Raw genomic sequence first — 17,676 nt, 5'->3', positions numbered from 1 at the left:
ATGAGAGCGGGCAGTTGGGCCGGTCGGTCGAGGCGGACAGCCGGTCCGGTCCGTTGAGGCGGCGAGTCAGCCGTCGGACGGGGCCGGGTCCCAGCCGTACCACCCGTACGTGCGCTTGACCGGGATGCGGATGACCAGGCGGCCCTCGGCGACCATGGCCGCGCGGAACTCGTCCCAGTCCGGGTGCTCCCCGGCGATCGCCCGGTACACGTCGACGAGTTCGTCGGCGGTGGCGTCGTCCGGGGCCTCGGTCACCGGCGTCAGCTCGGCGTCGCCCTCGGCGACCACGTAGGCACCCAGGTCCGAGGTGGTCACGTGGAAGACCGCCCGGGGATCCCTGCGCAGATTGCGGGTCTTGGCGCGATCGCCGGTGACCGAGATCCGCAGGAGGCGCGCCTGTGGGTCGTACGTGTAACTGACGTTGGACAGCTGTGGCCGGCCGTCGCGCTTGAGCGTGGCCAGGACCCCGCGGCGTCCCTTGATGAGCAGCGATTCGAGGGTGCGCTCGCTAGCGTCCGACATGCGGTTCCTCCCCCAGGGCCGCGCTTCGCCGCGCAGTTTCTGGGATTCTAGTTCGCGCCCGGCCGTCTCACCCCTTGGTCATACTGGCTATTTCACGCCATCCTCGGCCCTGCGCGGGGCGCAGTTCCAGGAGCTGGAACTCGACGGTGAGGGGCAGTTGGGCGACCTCGCTGCGCAGCAGCTCTATCTCCAGGCCCCGGTCCTCCGCGAGCTTGCGCAGGTGCGGCCAGTTGCCCAGGCTGCTGAAGCCGAGCAGCAGCCGGCCGTCCGGGGTCAGGTGCGAGGGCGCCTGCTCCAAAAAGCGCCGGTGCGCCGTGTACGCGGGGTCGAAGTAGGCGTGGTGCAGTTCGGTGTCGTTGCCGACGTGCTCGGGGGTCTCCACGAAGTTCGAGTTCCAGAACACGGTGTCGAACGCCTTGCCCGGCGCCAGGACGGTGAACAGGTCGCTGCGCAGGGCGTTCAGGCGGTCCGTCACGCCGTGCAGGGCCGCGTTGGCGCGGGTGTTGGCCACGGACGCCCGGCTGATGTCCAGGGCCAGCACCTCGCGGCAGCCCCGCAGCGCGGCCCAGACCGCGGTGACTCCGGCGCCCGACCCCATCTCCAGGAACGATCCGCCCCGCGGGTAGGGGATCCAGGAGGTGAACAGCTCGGTCACCGGGGTCCAGTCGGGCGAGAACACGTCGGGGTGCAGCTCCCACTCCCGGTCGAGGAGCGTGAACGAGCGGACCTCCCGCGTCTCCTGGTGCCTGCGCAGCAGCTCTCCGGCCCGGGCCAGCGCGCTCTCGTCGCTCATCACCGCTCCTGCCCCGCGCCGGGCCCGCCGTCGGCGCCCCGGTCCACCGCCTGTGGGTCGCGTTCGACCAGGGCGAGGACGCGCGCCGGGCTGCCGGACCCGCGGACGATGGGCAGCGGCCCGGCGATGAGCACCGCGCCCCGCGGGGGCAGCCGGTGCAGGTTGCGCAGCTGGGTCAGGCCGTACTTGCCCGCGCCCTGGAAGTACCAGTGGCACGGGAAGGGCTGCTCGAACTCGGCGGCCTGCCCGGCGTCGGTGCCCACCGTCTCCACGCCGACGCCCAGCAGGGAGGTCTCCTTGGCGAGCCAGCGGGCGCAGTCGACGGCGATGCCCGGGGTGTGGCCGCCGTTGAGGAACCGCTCGCGGTCACCGCCGCGCGCGTCCCAGCCGGTGCGAAGGAGCATCCAGCCGTGGTCGGGCAGCGGCCCGTGCCGCGCCTCCCACGCCTCCACGTCGGCGCGGGTGAGCAGGAAGTCCGGGTCGGCGGCGGCCTGTTCGGAGACGTCGAGGACCGCCGCGGGACCCACGAGGCGGCCCGGCGGCACCGCGGCCACGTCGTCCAGGTCACGGCCGGGCAGCCAGTGCACGGGGGCGTCGAAGTGGGTGCCGGTGTGCTCGGAGAGACGGATGTTGCTCCAGTACACCTCCGGCCCCGCCTGGTCGTAGTGGCTGATGGTCTCCCGCCGGAACGGCCAGGGCTGGCCGAGATCCGCGGGCAGTTGGATGACCGGGGTCTCCTCGGAGAGCGGCGCGGTGAGGTCCACGACCTCCACGGAGCCCTCGCTCAGGGCGGCGGTCAGATGCTGGAGAACGGACACGCGTTGCACCTCTCTCGTCACAGCGGGGTGGACCACTGACCCGCCAGGGCCTGGTCGAAGCTCTTCTGCAGGGACCGGGTGAGCGGTCCGGGCGTGCCGTCGCCGACGGGGACCCGGTCCAGGGAGGTGATCGGCATGATCTCGGACATCGTCCCGCACAGGAACGCCTCGTCCGCGGCGTAGATCTCGGTGCGGTCGATCTCCCGTTTCTCGACGGGCAGCCCCAGTTCGTCGCGGGCGAGCGTGAGCACGCTGTCCAGCGTGATGCCTTCGAGGACACCGGCCGTGCCGGGCGGCGTGACGAGCCTGCCGTCCCGGATCATCACGACGCAGGCGCCGGGCGCCTCAGCGACGGTGCCCCGCTGGTTGAGCAGCAGGGCGTTGTCGTAGCCGTTGCGCACCGCCTCGTGCATGGCGAGGCGGCTGTTGCCGTAGTTGGCCCCGGTCTTGATCCGCGGCGGCATGGTGTCGTCGCCGAGCCGCCGCCAGCTCGACACGCCCACGGCGGCGCCGCGGGTCCACTGCTCGGGGCGGGGCACGGGCACGGCGGTGATGTGCATGCCGGTGGCATCGGTGTGGTACATCGGGTCGAAGCCCGGGCTCAGGTCGAAGTAGGCGACGACGCACACGTGCAGGTGCTCCGTGAAGCCGCCCGCGCGGACCAGTTCCGAGCAGGCGTCGGCCAGTTCCTGCGGGGTCCGGGTGACCGGCATGTGCAGGGCCTTCATGGACCTGACGAGGCGGTCGAGGTGGTCGGCCAGGCGGAAGGCGTACAGCCTGCGCTCGTCGGGGCGCCAGTAGGCCCGTATGCCCTCGAAGACGTTGGCGCCCCAGATCGCGCCCTGGGAGCGGGCGTGCACGACGCAGTCCTCCCAGGGCACGACGGCACCGTTGAGCCAGGCGGCCGGTGATGACGCCACAGTGGTTCTCCTCCTGTTGTGGGGCGGTGGATCGGCGGGGCGGTGGATCGGCGGGCGGTCAGGCCACGGGGCGCGCCGTGGCCGACGCGGTGGCCAGGGCGGCGGCGAGCCGGCCCGCGGCGCCGACGGGGTCGTCGGCGGGACCGGTCGCGGCGATGTGGCCGTCGGGGCGGATGAGGAACCAGCACGGCCCGGTGGCGCCGTACGCCGCGTGCACCGCGCCGTCGTGGTCGACGACGACGCCCCGCCCGGCGCCCTCGGTCTCCACCGGCAGGACCGACCGCACCCGGACCGGCAGATGACCGGCGGCCTTGGCGAACAGCTCGGGGTCCTGCCCCACGGAGAAGTGGAGTGCCACGAACTCGTCCCCGAGCAGGCGGCGCAGCCTGCAGCGCCCCTCGGCCTCCCGCACCCGTCCCGGCGGCCCGCTGCCCGGTGGGCACAGCACATACCCGTCAGGGGCGAACGCGCCGGTCAGCGGATGGGCCCCGGCGTCGGTGACCAGCGAGGACTCCCGGTAGACATAAGGCTCCGCCATGCGCCCGCTGTTGACCTTCCCCCGCACGGACCGCACCCGCGGAGCCAGCGCGAGCAGCACCCGGCGGGCCCAGTGGCGCCACCGGCTCGGCGGGACCATGAAGCGGATGGTGGCCTCCGTCACCCGCAGGTTCTCCAGGGCCGCCGCGTACCGCTCGTCGTGGTAGGTGTCGAGGAGGCCCTCGTCGCTGCCCCCGTCCAGGACGGCGGCGAGTTTCCAGGCGAGGTTGTCGGCGTCCTGGATGCCGCTGTTCATGCCGCGCGAGCCGTACGGCGGCAGGGCGTGCGCCGCGTCCCCGGCGAAGAAGACCCGGCCCACGCGGAACCGGTCGACCACCCGCTGGTGGAACCGGTACGTGCTCCACCAGTCGATCGCGTACGGGATGTCGCCGATGACGTCGCGGATGCGACGGTCGAGCCGGCCGTCGCGCTCCTCGGCCGTGATGTCGGCGTCGGGCGGCAGCTGCCAGTCGATGCGCCACACGTTGTCCGGCTGCGGGTGCATCACCAGCTGCCGTCCCGGGTTGAACGGCGGGTCGTAGTGGAAGTGCCGTTCCCGGGCCAGCGGGAGCTCGGCGCGGATGTCGGTGATCAGGAAGCGGTCCTTGTGGGTGTACCCGGTCCACTCCACCCCGGCCAGGGCACGCAGCGGGCTGCGCACTCCGTCGCACGCGGCGAGGTACCGGAACGACATCCGGGTCTCCCCGGCAGCGGTGCGGACGCGTACGGAGACCCCCGCATCCCCGTCCTGCTCCACGCCCTCGACGGCATGGCCCCGGCGCAACGACACCAGGGGGTGGTCCTCGGCCTGTTCGGACAGCAACTGCTCGATGCGGTACTGGGAGATGTTCACGAACGGGCCGTAGCCGATCGGCCGCTCGTACACCTGGGTGCGGATGACCTGGCCGCGTACGTAGGTGCGGCCCACCGTCCAGGTGACCCCCTCGTCGGCGACGGGGTCGGCGCAGCCGAACTTGTCGAGCACCTCAAGGACGTCGCCCTGGATCAGACACGCCTTGGACCCCTGCTTGCGCAGCTGGGGATCCTGTTCGAGGACCACGCTCTCCACCCCGAGGGAGGCGAGGCGCAGGGCCAGGGCGAGCCCGACCGGGCCCGCTCCGACGATGCCCACGGGGGCGTCGTGTGCTGTCATGAACGGACCTCGCTCTCACCGTCGGAGGGCCCCGGCGCCGCGGCCGGGCCGTCGTCCGCCGCGACCTGGAAGACCGGGATGTCGCGCACCGCGCGCAGATAGGGCGTGCCTTCGGTGTACCCCGTGCCGGTCTGGCCTTCGCCGAGCATGCGCACCGCCATCCGGTAGTGGGTCTGCCGCCACTGAAGGAGCGAGCCCGCGAACGCCTCGAACGCCTCGTCGAGCCGCGCCCGGTCCGCCCCGCTCACCAGGCCGGCGGCCGCGACCGACCGCAGGGCCCCGGACAGGGTCGCCTGCCCGGACAGGACCTGCTCGCGCACCTCGGGCACCGACAGATAGGCGGCCGCGTCGAGCCGGTCCCCGTCCGGGACCCGGCATAACGACTCCACGATCTTGTAATTGCGGGACTGGATGGCGCTGGCTCCCTCGGTGTACATCCGGAAGGTGCGGAACGAGCCGACCTGCATGGTCGCGAGCAGCGGGAAGAGCGACGCCGCCTCGCGCAGGGCGTCGTCGGCGCTGCCGACCAGCTCCGCGCACCGCGCCGCGTCCGCCCTCAGGAGCTCCGCCACGGCCTGGCGGAGCAGGACGGAGAGATGGGCGAAGGACGCCTCGAAGGACTGCAGGATGCGCAGGAACATGTACTCGTCGTGCGAGATGTAGACCGGAAGGATGCTCAGGCGCACCACCCGCAGCTCCTCCGGCAGCGCGTCCGCGGCGACCTCCCGCCACAGCTGCCGCGCCGCCTTCTCCGTCCCGTCGTCGGGGTCGGGGACGGAGAGGCCCAGGCGTCGCACCACGGGGGTGACGGCCCGTACTCCCAGGCGCAGCCGTTTGGAGGCGAGGACCGCGGGCGGCCGCATCTCGGGCCAGAGGTCACTCTCGCCGTCGGCGGCGGCCAGTTGCTGGCGCAGCGCGTCGGCGACCAGTTGGACCACCAGGCGGTCGCGCCGGTGCCCGGCCGCCCGGACGGCGGCGGGGCCGCCGTCACCGGTGCTCGCGCCGGAGGAGGCCGTCTCCTGCCCGCCGGGCAGCGGCAGGACGCCGAGGGACAGATACGTGCAGTAGTCGTAGCGGCCGTCCCACTTGTCGAGCGCCGTGTCGAGGAAGGCCGCGAGGACGGGGTCCGCGCCCCGGTCCCCGGTGCCGTCCTGCAGCGCCGAGCGGGCCGCCGCGAGATCGGCGAGCAGCTCCTTGGCGACGAAGTGCTTGCCCACCCGGTGGAACTCGGCGATCACCGCGTCGTAGGGAAAACGTTCCGGTCCGGGGTCTCTGAGCCAGTCGTCGAGCTCGTGCATCGCGTTCACCTCCCGTTGTCGGTCAGCGTGCGGTCGAGCGGCGGTACCTCTCGATCTCCGCACACGCCGTGTCGACGTCATCGGTGTCGGAGTAGTAGTGGAGGGACAGGCGCACCACGTCGCCGCGCGGCGCGACGGCGATGTCCCGCCGCGCCAGGTGGGCCGCGAGCGCCGCCGGATCGGCGTCGTGCAGCGCGACGTGGGCACCGCGCGAGAGCGGGTCGGACGGCGAGAGCAGCCGTTCGCCGGCCCGGGTCAGCAGCCCGGTGGCGCGGTCCCCGAGGGCGGTGACGTGGTCCCGCACAGCGTGCGCGCCGACGGACGCGATCAGTTCAAGGCCCGCGGTGGCCGCGTAGAGCGCGGGCACGGGCGGGGTGCCCGTCTCCAGGCGCCGGGCGCTGTCGGCCCAGTCGAGCCGCCTGGGGTCGAACGCGAACGGCTCGCGCCGCCCGAACCAGCCGGTCAGCGTGGGCGGTTGCGCGACGGCGCCGGGGTCACGGACGTAGAGGAAGGCGATCCCGGGGAGGCCGAGCAGGTACTTCGAGGTTCCGGCCACCAGGAAGTCGCAGCCGAGCTCGTCCACGTCGACCGGCTCGACGCCCACCGCCTGGTAGGCGTCCACGAGGACCCGGGCGCCCACCTGCCGGGCGGCGCGGGCGATGCGCGCCACGGGCAGTCGCTCGCAGGTGCGGTACGTGACCAGCGGCACCGACACCAGAGCGGTGCGCCCGTCGACGGCCGCGGTCAACGCCCGTGCGGTGCGGCCCTCGTGGGCCATGGCGTCCCCGGGTCCGGCCTCGTCGCCGTCCCCCGCGGCGGTGTCCTCGGCGAAGACGACCTCGGCGCCGCTCGGGCGCCGCGCGAGCCACACGTGTGCGAGCGAGGGGAACTCGGCGGTCGTGGTGACGATGCGCGGCCTGCGGCGCAGGTCGAGGCCGGACACGGCCTGGTGGGCGCCCACCGACGCGTTGGGCACCAGCGCGATCTGCTCGGGCCTGGCGCCCACCAGTGCGGCGAAGAGGTGCCGGGACCGCTCTCCCTCCTCCTCGAACAGGTGCCAGGCCTCGGCGGGCCGCCGCATCGCGTCCAGCATCCGGGCGAGCGCGGCGTCCAGGGCGTCCGAGCGGGGCGGAACGCTGCACCCGGCGAGGTGGACGGTGTCCTTCAGGGCGGGGAAGTTGGCCCGGAACCGCGCCGGATCCGTCACACCGGGCACAGCAGTCGCGGCACTCGCGGCGGTCACATCGGGCACAACGCGCCGTCCGCCCGCCCGTCGAGCTCCCCGTCGGCCTGGCTGCCCAGCTCGCCGTCCCCCTGCTCGTCCAGCTCCCCGTCCGCCTCCAGGGTCAGCCCCGTGCGCACCGCCCACAGCGCGGGGAAGAACTTGTGCGCGATCAGCCGGCTCAGCACGTCCACCGGGGTGCCCTTGGTGCCGATGACGCCATGGCCGATGATCCGGGTGGCGATCTTGTAGTGGCGTACGCGCCACAGCGCGACCCGCTCGTCCCACTCGACCAGCGCCTCGGTGAGCCGGTGCACCGGCTCGTCGGGGTCGCCCCGGTAGAGCTCGTGCAGGTCCAACTCCCGTTCGGCGACCAGCTTGTCGAAGGCCGTCGAGAGGTCGCTGCCGCAGTTCCGTATCCCCTGCCAGCCGGGCGACTCGAAGCCCGACCCGTTGCCGAGGGCGCCGCGGAACGCGTTGAAGTCGCGCGGCGCGAGATGGTGCATCATCTCCAGCTGCTCGGTGACCAGGTGGATGCCCAGGGCGGCGCGGGCGAGCAGCCGCACCGCGGCCGCGGGCCTGTCGTCGCGTATCAGGTCGGCGGCGTCGGACGATTCGTAACAGGCGTGCTTGAGCCACAGCTCGGTGGACTGGTGCACCGTCTGGAAGAGCAGTTCGTCCCGGTGGACCATTTCCTCGCGGGTGCGCTGCAAGGAGAGCAGCGCGTCGGTGCGCATGTAACGCGTGTAGTCGGAGTCGCCCTCGCCGGGCAGGATCGGCTGGTAGTCCTTCGCCATGTACGCGGTCCCTTCTTCAGCTGATGGTGAGTCCGTAGGCGCGCAGCCAGGCGTCGACCTCGAGGAACGGCAGCACCAGGTGGGCGCGGCCGGCGTGGGTCATCGTGTGCGCCGCCCCCTCGCCGTCGAGCAGGGCGCGCACCCGGGCCGGGGCGAGCACGCCGTGCAGCGGCGAAGTGGTGTCGTCCAGGAGCGCGCGGACCGCCCCGCACACGGCCTGTTCGTGGGCCGTGTCGTGCAGGGCCGGGTAGCCGCTCTTGCGGCGGAGGAGGATCTCGTCCGGCAGCAGCCCGGCGGCGGCCGCGCGCAGCAGCGACTTCTCCCGGCCGTCCGCCGACTTCATCGCCCAGGGGACGTTCCAGACGTACTCAAGGAGCCGGTGGTCGCAGAACGGCACGCGCACTTCGAGGCCGACGGCCATGCTCATCCGGTCGGCGCAGTCGAGCAGGTAGGCCAGCGGCCCCTGGAGGCTGAGGTACAGCACCTCGCGCATGCGTGCCTGCAGTCCGCTCTCCCCGGGCAGCCGGGGCACCCGGGCCAGCAGGGTGGCGTACCGGTCCCGCTCGTTGTCGGCCGGGCGCAGCCGTGCTCGTACGTCGGGGGCGAGGCAGTCGGTCAGGCGGGGCGCGTCGCCCAGCCAGGGGAAGGTGTCCCGGCCGACGGTGGCCGCGTCGTGGAACCACGGGTAGCCGCCGAAGACCTCGTCGGCCCCTTCCCCGGACAGCGCCACCGTGCACCGCTCCCGCACCGTCTGGAACAGCAGCAGGGTGGAGGCGTCGAACTGGCCGAGCGTGGGCAGGTCCCTGGCGCGCAGCGGCCGGTCCCCGGTCGCGGCCACCTCCGCCGGGTCGAGGAGCACCTCGATGTGGTCGGTGCCCAGGTGCTTGGCGGCCAGGACCGCGTACGGCGTGTCGCGCTCGGCCCGCATCACCGTGGGCCGGAAGTCGCGGTCGTCGCCGTGGAATCCGACGCAGTAGGTGGTCAGCGGCCCGTCCGGGGCGTCCTGTGTGCCCCGGGCGGCGAGCGCGGCCAGGACGCTGGAGTCGAGGCCGCCGGAGAGCAGCGCGGCCACGGGGACGTCCGCGACGAGTTGCCTGCTCACCACGTCGGAGAGCAGGTCCCGGACGGTGTCCACGGTCTCGGCGGGGCCGTCGGTGTGCTCGTGGCTGACCAGGCGCCAGTAGGGGACCTCGTGGCAGCCGGAACGGCCGACCCGGACGACATGGCCCGGCGGCACCTCGCGCAGCCCGTGCAGCGGGGTCTCGCCGGGCAGCGCGAGGCGGGCGTTGAACAGGACCGGCAGCGCTTCCTCCCGCACCGACGGGGTGTACCTGGGGTCGGCGAGGACGCCCTTGGGCTCGGAGGCGAAGACCGTTCCGGTGGGCAGCGGCGCGTAGTACAGGGGCTTGATGCCGAGCCGGTCGCGGGCGAGCAGGAGTTCCTCCCGCGCGGCGTCCCAGACGGCGAAGGCGAACATGCCGTCCAGGCGCTCCACGCAGCCGGCGCCCCACTCCTGGTAGGCCCGCAGCACCACCTCCGTGTCGCAGCGGGTGGTGAAGCGGTGCCCGCGGGCGGCGAGTTCGGCGCGCAGCTCCCGGAAGTTGTAGATCTCGCCGCTGTGCACGAGGACCACGGGCAGCCGGTGCGGACCGGACTCGGCGGTCATCGGCTGGCTGCCGCCGTCGATGTCGATGACGGCGAGGCGCCGCTGGCCGAGGGCGACGTCCGGCCCGGTCCAGACGCCGCCGGAGTCGGGGCCCCGGTTGCGCATGGCCGCGGTCATGGCCTCGATGACGTCCCGCTCGGCGGCCACGTCCCGGGCGAAGTCGAGCCGCCCGACAATGCCACACATCACTGGCTCCTCTCGGTCATGTGGCCCACGGCCCGTTCGAATGCCGCGGGGTCGCCGGCGAACACCCCGTCCCGGCGGGGCAGGGCGATCACCGCGTCGGTGACGCCGAGTTCGGCGCACCGGCCGAGCAGGTCCTCAAGGCGCCCCGGGGACGCGTACGGGTCCGGGACGAACCGACTGAGTACGACGAGCCCGCGCAGCGTCGCCGGATCGCGGCCCTCGGCGGCGCAGGCCGCGTCGAGCCGTCCTCGCTGGGCGCGCAGCGCGGCGAACGCCCCGCGCTCGTCCTGCTCCTCAAGGGCCCGGGCGTCGCCGACGGTCACCCACGTGTCGGCGTGCCGCGCGGCGAGCCGCATGCCGCGCGGCCCGGTGGCGGCGATGGCGAACAGCAGCCTGGGCCGCCGCACGCAGCCGGGCACCGTGCGCGCGTCCACCGCCTCGTACCAGCGGCCTCGGAAGGTGACCTTTCGCTCCCGGAGCAGGAGGTCGCTCAGGTGCGTGAACTCCTCGAAGCGGTCGGCGCGTTCTGTCGCGGAGAGCTCCCTGCCGCCGAGTACGTGGGCGTCGGCGCCCGGCGCTCCCGCTCCGAGGCCGAGCACGAACCGGCCGCCGCTGAGGTGGTCGACGGTCATGGCCTGTTTGGCGCACACGACGGGGTGCCGGAAGTTCGGTGAGGTCACCAGGGTGCCCAGGCCGATGCGGGTCGTGGTGGCGGCGGCCGCGGCCAGGGTGGTCATCGCCTCGAACCAGGGCTGGTCGCGCAGGGTGCGCCAGGACACGTGGTCGTAGGTCCAGGCGTGCGCGAGGCCGAGGTCCTCGGCGTAACTCCACACCCGCGGCCCGTCCGGTCCGCGGTGCTGGGGCAGGATCAGGCCGCCGAGGCGCACCGGGCTCACGCGGCGCCGAGCAGCACGCCGAGGCGGGCCTTGGACAGGGCGCTGATCACGCCGGGGCGGTCGGCCTCGACGAAGCGGGCCATGCACCCGGCGCCCACGCCACCGACACAGAACGGGCTGATCACCGTGTCGGCGGTGTACCGGACGACCTCGCCGCTCTCCTCCATCACGTCGACCGGGCAGGTCTGGGCGGGCACCACCTCCTGGGCGACGAAGTACCCGGTGCTCACCGCTCGTTCCACCAGCTCCGCCCAGGCGCCGGCCCCGGTGCGGGCGCCGAAGAACACCTCGTGGCCCGACCAGCCGGTGGCGCCCTTGAGCACGAACCGCTCGGGATGCCGGACGAGCAGCTCCGGCAGCTGGTGGCTCCGGCCCCGCCAGCGCACGTCCCGGTCGCCGACGACCCGGCTCCAGGGCAGGTAGCGGGCGGCAAGGGCCCTGTCCCGCTCGCTCATCCACGGCTGGCCCTCCGAGGCGAGCGCGAGCACCTTCTTGGAGTGCAGCAGCCAGTGGGTCTGGGACGGGACGAGGGTGAGCCCGGCCTCCTGGGCGGCGCGGGCGGGGGCCGTGCTCACCCCCAGCTCGCGGGCGTCCTGCTCGTTGTACTGGGCGATGCCGAGCCGGTGGCGGGGCGCGCCGGGCAGTCCGAGCCCTTCGGCGAGGCCGTCCAGGGGGACGAACTCGGCGTGCACGCCGTGGCCGCGCAGCAGGTCGGCCTGGAGGTCGAACAGGCGGGGCGCGGTCTCGGCGTAGCCGTCGCCGAGCAGGTCGATCAGGGCCACCGACGGCAGCACGCCGCGTTCGCCGCAGAGGCGTGCCACCAGGGCGGCGAACGGGGCGTAGGGGTCCACGCCGATCGGCGACGGCATCCCGGACAGGGCGGCGACGCGCCGCCAGGCCCGGTGGTGCGTCTCGAAGTGGACCATTCCGCCGAAGGCCGCGCTGACGTTGAACTCGATGAACTTCGGCCCGTCCGGGCCGATGATCACGTCCGCGCGGGCCAGGTCGGCGCAGTGCCGCAGTTCGAACGCCTCGTCCCCGGTGAACCGGGGACAGTCCGCGGGGTCGATGCCGAGCGCGGCCATCCGCCCCTGCCGGTCGTCGGCCAGGCCGACGACGGTGCGGCGCAGCAGGTCGAGCACGTCCGTCGCCGCGGTCAGCAGTTCGCGGTAGCGGGCGAAGGGGACGAGGAAGGGCTGGAGGGCCACGGAGCCGTCGACGACGGGCAGTCCGTCCTGGGCTTCGCGCAGGATCTCGGCGGTCCGCTCGGGGCTGGTTCCGGTTTCGGGTGTGCGGTCACCGAACCACGGTCGGGCCGCCTGCGTGACGGACATCGGCCGGTTCTCCCTTCACGAGGCGGGCACTGGGGCGGGCGAGGTACGCGTCGAGGTGCACGGTGCGGGCCTCGGTGACGTTGGCGCAGCGGTGCGAGAGGTCGTGGCGGGCCGGCCGGCGGTCGTCCTCGAAGTAGACGGCGCGCAGCCGCCCGTCGGGGAGCCGCTCCAACGCCGGGTTGGCGACGAGGAAGTCGCGCACCGCGGGGGTGTCGTTGCGGGCGTGCCACCACACGGCGAGGTTGGCGAGGTGGTTGGGCGGTGCGGCGGCACGGGCACCGAACTTCCGCTTCCATCGGAAGGTGCCCTGGCTCAGCCACGCCTCGGTGCCGCCGAAGTCGACGTGGCCGATGCCGCGCCGGTCGGCCCAGTCGAGCAGCAGGTGGTCGGCCATGCGCAGCGCGCCCTGGTCGTAGAGGCCCTCGTCCCCTTCGAGCACGCCGACCAGGCGGATGGTCAGGACGGACGCGGCCCGGTCCCACACGCACAGCGAGCCGGAGACCCGGGCGCCGTCCAGGGTGACGAAGGCCAGCATGCCCTGGCGGTACAGGCACTCCCGGGCGCGGGTGCGGTTCTCGCTGCGGGTCCGCGCGCCGTGGCGCTCGCGCATGGTGGGCAGGTGCATGCGGTCGAAGAACCAGTGGAACGAGGCCTCGTCGGTGACGATCTCAAGTCCCCAGTCGCGGTCGCGGAGTTGAGCCGTGCCCCACTGCCGCTCGCGCCGGGACAGATTGCGCCGCCACGCGCCGGGTTCGGCGGGCAGGTCGACCGTCATGTGCAGCCGGTACGGCAGGACGAGCGCGGCCCGCCGGGGCAGTCGCGCCGCCTGACCGGCCGTGCAGCCGACGGCGACCAGGTCGCCGGGGGGCAGCCGCCCGGTGAGCACCGCGTCACGGCCGGGAGTTCCGCGCAGGGGCGGCGGGGCGGGGCGGCCGTGGTCACGCTGGCGCTCCAGTAACTGATGGATCTTGACGACGCCGTGCGGGACGCCCGCGTAGCCGATGGCGGGTGCCGGGGTGCCGGGGGCGGAGGTCACGGCAGTGAACGGAAGAAGACGCGTCTCCAGGGCGGTACGCAGGGAGGTCAGCAGCGGGTCCGGACTGTGGTCCCAGGCGAAGCCCGCCCGCAGCAGCCGGCGGGTGACCTGGGTACGCAAGGGGTCGGTGAGGCGGTTCACGAGGTGCGCTTCTCCTTCTGATCCTTCTGATCCGGAGCCGGGCCGCCGGTCGACGCGGGGTCGGGGCGGTTGCGCTGCGCCCAGCGGCTGACCCGTACGGTGGGCAGCCCGCCGAGCAGGAAGAGGCCCGCGAGGACGAACCAGCCGGCCACGCCCACGTCGACGACCAGCAGGCTCATCAGGGCGGGCGCGAACATCAGGGCGGCCGCGGGACCGGTGCCGAACGCGCCCTGGTACTCGCCGTGCGCGTCGTCCGGAGCGAGGCCGACGGACAGGCCCCAGGCGCTGGCCACGTACAGCAGTTCACCGACCACGTGGGCGGCGGCGCCCGCGAGCAGCAGCACGATCACCCAGGGGCCGCTGCCGTGGAAGGTCGCGGCGAACAGCAGGCAGGACAGGACCAGGGCGGCGGCGCACCACACGCCGAGCCTGGCCGCTCCCGGCACGGTCGTGGCGCCCCGGCTCGCCCGGTTCTGGAACACGACGATGGCCACGGCGTTGACGGTGGTGAGCACGCCCATGGTCCAGGCGGGCGCGCTGGTGTGCTCGGTGATCCACAGCGGCACCCCGCTGCCCATCATTCCCCAGTTCAGGGCGAGGACGGCGCTGAGCGCGGTGATGACGAGGAACGGCCGGTCCCGCAGCACGAGGACCGGCCGGGTGACCTCCTTCTCGCTGAGCGTCTCCACGTGCGGCACGGCCCGCACGATCAGCGCGAAGGCGAGGAACGAGACGCTGGAGAGCAGGATCAGCGCCACGTACGCGGCCCGGTTGTCCGCCCAGAGCACCAGCGCGCCGAGGGCGGCTCCGACGGCGGCGCCGATGTGCGCGACGACGACGGTGGTGGAGATGGCGCTCAGCCGCTCCTTGTCCTCCGTCAGGCCGGAGATGAGCGCGATCCGGATGCCCGGCGCGGCCCGCTCCCCCGCAACCGCGAAGCAGGTGACGAGCACGAACGGCCAGAAGCCCCTGGTCAGCAGGTAGCCGAGCGCGGCGGCGGCCTGCGCGAGGGAGATGCCGATCAGCATCTCCCGCGCGCCGGTGCGGTCCGCCAGGTAGCCGAGCGGGCTGCCCGCCAGGAGTCCCGCGACGCCCGCGGCGGTGACGCCGACGCCGAACTGCGTCGGCGAGACCCCCACGGAGTGGACGGCGAAGATGGCCAGGCAGGTGTACCAGGCGCCGCTGCCGATGTTGGCCACGAGCGTGGCCAGGTACACGGGCCGGACCGGGCTGGGGCTCAGCCCCGGGATCCGTCCGGCCCAGGCGGGTGTCACAGGTCCTTTCCCTCCGCGGCCGCGATCGCGATCTCGGCGAGCTCCTCCACGTCGGCGACGGGGGTCAGCCGGTCCGGGGCCAGCGGGACGAAGTCGCCCTGGTGGTAGCTCCCCGAGCCGTGGACGAGGATGTCGTCCTCGGCCACCAGGCCCCGGTCGATCGCGTTGAAGAGGCCGGTCATCGCCATCACCAGGGACCACTCGCGCAGTTCGCGCGGGTCGGCGGGCAGCACGATCCCGGCGGGCGCGAGGGCGGCGCGCAGCCGGGGGTAGCGCTCCAGGCACTCGGGCAGCGAGACGACGATGCCGCCGCCACCGCGCGCGTGGATGAGGGGGTTGATCTCCTGGGAGGTCGGCGGCGTCCGCGTGTAGAAGGTCGGGTCCAGGTTCTCGCCGGGGTCGAACGCGGTGGCCGGGAAGCGCGGGTCGCTGTCCTGGTGGTGCAGGCCCGTCCGCTCGTCGTAGCGGTAGGCGGGCAGGTTCGTCCGGGAGTGCGAGCCGAAGTGCAGGCTGAGCACCATGTCGGGGGTGTCCAGGTGCTGCACCAGGAAGTAGTGCGCGCTGGGTTCGCCGCGCCCCTCCGCGGCGAGGCGCCGGGCGCCGAGGTCGTGGCCGAGCAGCCCGTAGGCGCTGGAGACCGCGTGCACGTGCAGGCGCCCTGCGGCGGGAGGCAGGACGTCCCGCTCCGCGTAGGCGCGCACGATGTCGGCGGCCTTGTAGTTGTTGATGTCGAGCGTGTACCAGAGGTTCACCCCGCACCGCTCGCGCAGCGTCCCCGCGTACCCGTCGATCAGCGCCCGCGCCAGCGGCTTGACGTCGGCCCGGTCCGCCCCGTCGTGCACCGCGACGGGGTTGCGCGAGTGCAGCAACTCGTCGTCGGACAGCGGCGACGACCACAGCTTGTCCCGGGAGGCGCCGGGCACCACGACGAGGATGGACAGCTGTTCGGGCGTGGCCAGGTCGCTCTCGTGGGCCCGCAGCACCGCGTCGCGCAGCGCGGTGGCCTTGTTGCCGGAGGACGGCGAGAGCAGCATGACCCGCTCGCCGGTGCGCCGGATGTGCTCCACCGCCCGCGCCACGATCGGCAGCGACGCGAAGGTCTTGGTGGTACGGGTGCGCGGGTTGCGCATCAGGTCCAGGAGCCGGATCCGTTTGCCCTCGTAGGTGCCGAGGTCGGCGAAGGCGAGGGTGGCGGCCGAGAAGTACCGGCTCAGCTCCTGCGAGTCGGGGGGCAGGTCGTTGCCGGGACCGAACTCTCCCGCGGGCGGCGACGGGAGTTCGCTCAGGGCGCTGCGGATGTGTGTGCCGTACCGGGTCAGGACGTTGTCGATGACGACAGGAGCATCGGTGCTGTGCGGCATGACCGGACCTTTCGGCTGCGGAGGCCTTGCGGCTGCGGAGGAGGAGGTGGCGCGAAGGGGTGTGCGGTGCCGGGGGGGGCGGGTCGTCAGAGACGGTGGTCCAGGTCGCCCCGCAGGGTGCCGTCCAGGGCGAGGGCCTCGGCGGGGTCGGCGCCCTGGCGGATGATCCGGTTGCGCTCGTCCACGAACACGACGCGCGGGTCGAGGGTCCTGGCCTCGGCGTCGGGCACGGTGGCGTAGCTGATGATGATGACGAGGTCGCCCGGGCTGATCAGGCGTGCCGCGGCCCCGTTGATCCCGATGGTCCCGGAGCCCGCGGGGCCGGGGATGGTGTACGTGGTCAGCCGTGCGCCGTTGTTGATGTCGACCACGTCCACCTGCTCGCCGGGCAGCAGGTCCGCGGCTTCGAGCAGGTCGGCGCTGATGGTGAGGGAGCCGACGTAGTGGAGGTCGGCCTGGGTGACCGTGGCACGGTGGATCTTCGACTTCAGCATCGTGCGGAACACGTGATGACCCTTCCGGGGTGGCGGCAGCGCGGCTGCCGGGCAAGGAAAACGCCGGTCCCCTCAGTGGGAACCGGCGGTGACCGGGAGGAGCGTGGCTCTACTCCGTGCTCTACTCCGTGCGTGGGAAAGGCGAGCGGACCCGTGGGACGGGTCCCTCAAGCGTGGTGCGCCCCGCAGCAACCTGCTGCGGGGCGCAGTGCACCACAATGAAGTACATCGTCTTGGCCGCAGGTCCGCGCGTCAATGCCCAGGACAAGCCGAATCCGTCGAAGCGCCGTCGGACGGGCCGGACCTCAGACCTCGAAGAGGTCGGCCCCCGCGGGCCCCCGTACGTCGTCGGCGTCGACGACCATGGACGCGGGCGGCGCCTCGACCTCGACCGGCTTGCCGTAGTCCGACATCTTCATGACCATCCGGGAGCCGTTCTCCTCCATCTCGAAGGCCGTGACGTAGGGCTTGCCCTCGGCGGCCACGTACATGGAGGCGTCCGCCTCGCCCGTCGGGTCGACGAGCGGGATGACGTGCTTGCCGTAGCGGTACGTCGGCGACTTGGCCTGGATCTTGTCGTCGGACCCGTCCGCCCCGGGCGCCTCGAGCTCCGCGAACGCCTTGTCCAGGTCGCACTGGTCGGTGGGGGCCGACATGCGCCCCGCGGCGCCGCCGGTGCGCTTGGGCACCTTCAGGTACTTGCCCCGCACGAGCGCGACCCGCTCCCGCGCCGTCGCCGCGACCTGAGGGCCCTTCGACTCGGCCATCCGCAGAATCATGTCGAGGGACTCGTCCGTGAACCGGACGTACGACGCGCGGCCCTTGACCACGATCAGCTCGCCGCTCTGCCCCGTGCCCATGTCGAACGTCCCGGTGCAATTGCTCTGCCGGTCGATGTGCAGCGAGATCTCCTGGCGCCGGGCCGTGCCCGCCGTCGTGGAGCCCGCCGTCATCGACACCTCCATCCGCAGCGACGGCGTGGACTTCAGCAGCTCCATCCCGTCGGTCGCGAGCTTCAGGCCGCGCGCCTCCTCCGGCGGCAGCTCCTTGGTGAACGTCCCGCCGCTCAGCCGCACCGGCTTGTCCTCGCTGCCGCAGGACGTCACCGCGGTCGCGAGCGCGCCGACCGCGAGCGCGACGGCCGTGGCCCGCGCCCACCGGCGGTGCCCGCCGACCCGAGTCCCGCACGTGGCCCTACGCCCCACAGTCCCCACCGTCTCCGCCGACC

General features: G+C 73.3%; 16 protein-coding genes. All 16 read right to left on the bottom strand.

What is annotated here, in order from left to right; genetic code table 11:
* Nucleotides 1–66: 66 nt before the first annotated feature.
* Nucleotides 67–522 carry a PPOX class F420-dependent oxidoreductase gene (locus ACFWZ5_RS11050; protein WP_384794274.1) on the bottom strand — a complete coding sequence of 152 codons (456 nt, stop codon included), beginning with the start codon at nt 520–522 and terminating at the stop codon, nt 67–69.
* A 67-nt stretch (nt 523–589) separates the two neighbouring features.
* Nucleotides 590–1,315, bottom strand: coding sequence for a methyltransferase (locus ACFWZ5_RS11045; protein WP_384794277.1), 726 nt, complete (start codon nt 1,313–1,315; stop codon nt 590–592).
* Nucleotides 1,315–2,142 carry a cyclase family protein gene (locus ACFWZ5_RS11040; RefSeq protein ID WP_384794280.1) on the bottom strand — a complete coding sequence of 276 codons (828 nt, stop codon included), beginning with the start codon at nt 2,140–2,142 and terminating at the stop codon, nt 1,315–1,317. The genes ACFWZ5_RS11045 and ACFWZ5_RS11040 overlap by 1 nt, the downstream gene beginning before the upstream one ends.
* A gap of 8 nt (nt 2,143–2,150) precedes the next feature.
* Nucleotides 2,151–3,053 (bottom strand): aminotransferase class IV, encoded by a 903-nt coding sequence (locus ACFWZ5_RS11035; protein ID WP_384794283.1) that lies wholly within the window; start codon nt 3,051–3,053, stop codon nt 2,151–2,153.
* Between the two features lie 58 nt (nt 3,054–3,111).
* On the bottom strand, nt 3,112–4,743 hold the full coding sequence (locus tag ACFWZ5_RS11030; RefSeq protein WP_384794286.1) for an FAD-dependent monooxygenase: 1,632 nt from the start codon (nt 4,741–4,743) through the stop codon (nt 3,112–3,114).
* On the bottom strand, nt 4,740–6,041 hold the full coding sequence (locus ACFWZ5_RS11025) for a tryptophan 2,3-dioxygenase (RefSeq protein ID WP_384794289.1): 1,302 nt from the start codon (nt 6,039–6,041) through the stop codon (nt 4,740–4,742). The genes ACFWZ5_RS11030 and ACFWZ5_RS11025 overlap by 4 nt, the downstream gene beginning before the upstream one ends.
* A 22-nt stretch (nt 6,042–6,063) precedes the next feature.
* On the bottom strand, nt 6,064–7,248 hold the full coding sequence (locus ACFWZ5_RS11020) for an aminotransferase class V-fold PLP-dependent enzyme (RefSeq protein ID WP_384794292.1): 1,185 nt from the start codon (nt 7,246–7,248) through the stop codon (nt 6,064–6,066).
* A 32-nt stretch (nt 7,249–7,280) separates the two neighbouring features.
* Nucleotides 7,281–8,060, bottom strand: coding sequence for a tryptophan 2,3-dioxygenase family protein (locus ACFWZ5_RS11015; RefSeq protein ID WP_384794295.1), 780 nt, complete (start codon nt 8,058–8,060; stop codon nt 7,281–7,283).
* Between the two features lie 16 nt (nt 8,061–8,076).
* On the bottom strand, nt 8,077–9,912 hold the full coding sequence (gene asnB, locus ACFWZ5_RS11010; protein WP_384794298.1) for an asparagine synthase (glutamine-hydrolyzing): 1,836 nt from the start codon (nt 9,910–9,912) through the stop codon (nt 8,077–8,079).
* Complete coding sequence (locus ACFWZ5_RS11005) at nt 9,912–10,808, bottom strand: LLM class flavin-dependent oxidoreductase (protein ID WP_384794301.1); 897 nt, start codon at nt 10,806–10,808, stop codon at nt 9,912–9,914. Before ACFWZ5_RS11005 ends, asnB begins: the two co-directional genes overlap by 1 nt.
* Nucleotides 10,805–12,142: a hypothetical protein gene (locus ACFWZ5_RS11000; RefSeq protein ID WP_384794304.1), complete on the bottom strand. Its 1,338-nt coding sequence runs from the start codon at nt 12,140–12,142 to the stop codon at nt 10,805–10,807. The genes ACFWZ5_RS11005 and ACFWZ5_RS11000 overlap by 4 nt, the downstream gene beginning before the upstream one ends.
* Nucleotides 12,105–13,319 (bottom strand): hypothetical protein, encoded by a 1,215-nt coding sequence (locus ACFWZ5_RS10995; protein ID WP_384794307.1) that lies wholly within the window; start codon nt 13,317–13,319, stop codon nt 12,105–12,107. The genes ACFWZ5_RS11000 and ACFWZ5_RS10995 overlap by 38 nt, the downstream gene beginning before the upstream one ends.
* Nucleotides 13,316–14,593 carry an MFS transporter gene (locus ACFWZ5_RS10990; protein WP_384794310.1) on the bottom strand — a complete coding sequence of 426 codons (1,278 nt, stop codon included), beginning with the start codon at nt 14,591–14,593 and terminating at the stop codon, nt 13,316–13,318. Before ACFWZ5_RS10990 ends, ACFWZ5_RS10995 begins: the two co-directional genes overlap by 4 nt.
* Complete coding sequence (locus ACFWZ5_RS10985; RefSeq protein WP_384794313.1) at nt 14,590–15,954, bottom strand: DUF6002 family protein; 1,365 nt, start codon at nt 15,952–15,954, stop codon at nt 14,590–14,592. Before ACFWZ5_RS10985 ends, ACFWZ5_RS10990 begins: the two co-directional genes overlap by 4 nt.
* Before the next feature lie 86 nt (nt 15,955–16,040).
* A complete protein-coding gene (gene panD / locus ACFWZ5_RS10980; RefSeq protein WP_384794316.1) occupies nt 16,041–16,460 on the bottom strand; it encodes an aspartate 1-decarboxylase in 420 nt (139 codons plus the stop codon).
* Between the two features lie 293 nt (nt 16,461–16,753).
* Nucleotides 16,754–17,653 (bottom strand): hypothetical protein, encoded by a 900-nt coding sequence (locus tag ACFWZ5_RS10975; protein WP_384794320.1) that lies wholly within the window; start codon nt 17,651–17,653, stop codon nt 16,754–16,756.
* Nucleotides 17,654–17,676: the final 23 nt, after the last annotated feature.

The sequence above is a fragment of the Streptomyces sp. NPDC059003 genome (assembly GCF_042740445.1).
Lineage (GTDB): Bacteria > Actinomycetota > Actinomycetes > Streptomycetales > Streptomycetaceae > Streptomyces.
The sequence above is the reverse complement of the archived record's forward strand: the minus strand, read 5'-3'. Positions and strand labels throughout refer to the sequence as shown.

Excerpts from the sequence above, each read along its gene's own strand:
- ACFWZ5_RS11050 (WP_384794274.1), bottom strand. The coding sequence starts at position 522 with ATGTCGGACGCTAGCGAGCGCACCCTCGAATCGCTGCTCATCAAGGGA.
- ACFWZ5_RS11045 (WP_384794277.1), bottom strand. The coding sequence starts at position 1,315 with ATGAGCGACGAGAGCGCGCTGGCCCGGGCCGGAGAGCTGCTGCGCAGG.
- ACFWZ5_RS11030 (WP_384794286.1), bottom strand. The coding sequence starts at position 4,743 with ATGACAGCACACGACGCCCCCGTGGGCATCGTCGGAGCGGGCCCGGTC.
- ACFWZ5_RS11025 (WP_384794289.1), bottom strand. The coding sequence starts at position 6,041 with ATGCACGAGCTCGACGACTGGCTCAGAGACCCCGGACCGGAACGTTTT.
- ACFWZ5_RS11015 (WP_384794295.1), bottom strand. The coding sequence starts at position 8,060 with ATGGCGAAGGACTACCAGCCGATCCTGCCCGGCGAGGGCGACTCCGAC.
- asnB (WP_384794298.1), bottom strand. The coding sequence starts at position 9,912 with ATGTGTGGCATTGTCGGGCGGCTCGACTTCGCCCGGGACGTGGCCGCC.
- ACFWZ5_RS11000 (WP_384794304.1), bottom strand. The coding sequence starts at position 12,142 with ATGTCCGTCACGCAGGCGGCCCGACCGTGGTTCGGTGACCGCACACCC.
- ACFWZ5_RS10985 (WP_384794313.1), bottom strand. The coding sequence starts at position 15,954 with ATGCCGCACAGCACCGATGCTCCTGTCGTCATCGACAACGTCCTGACC.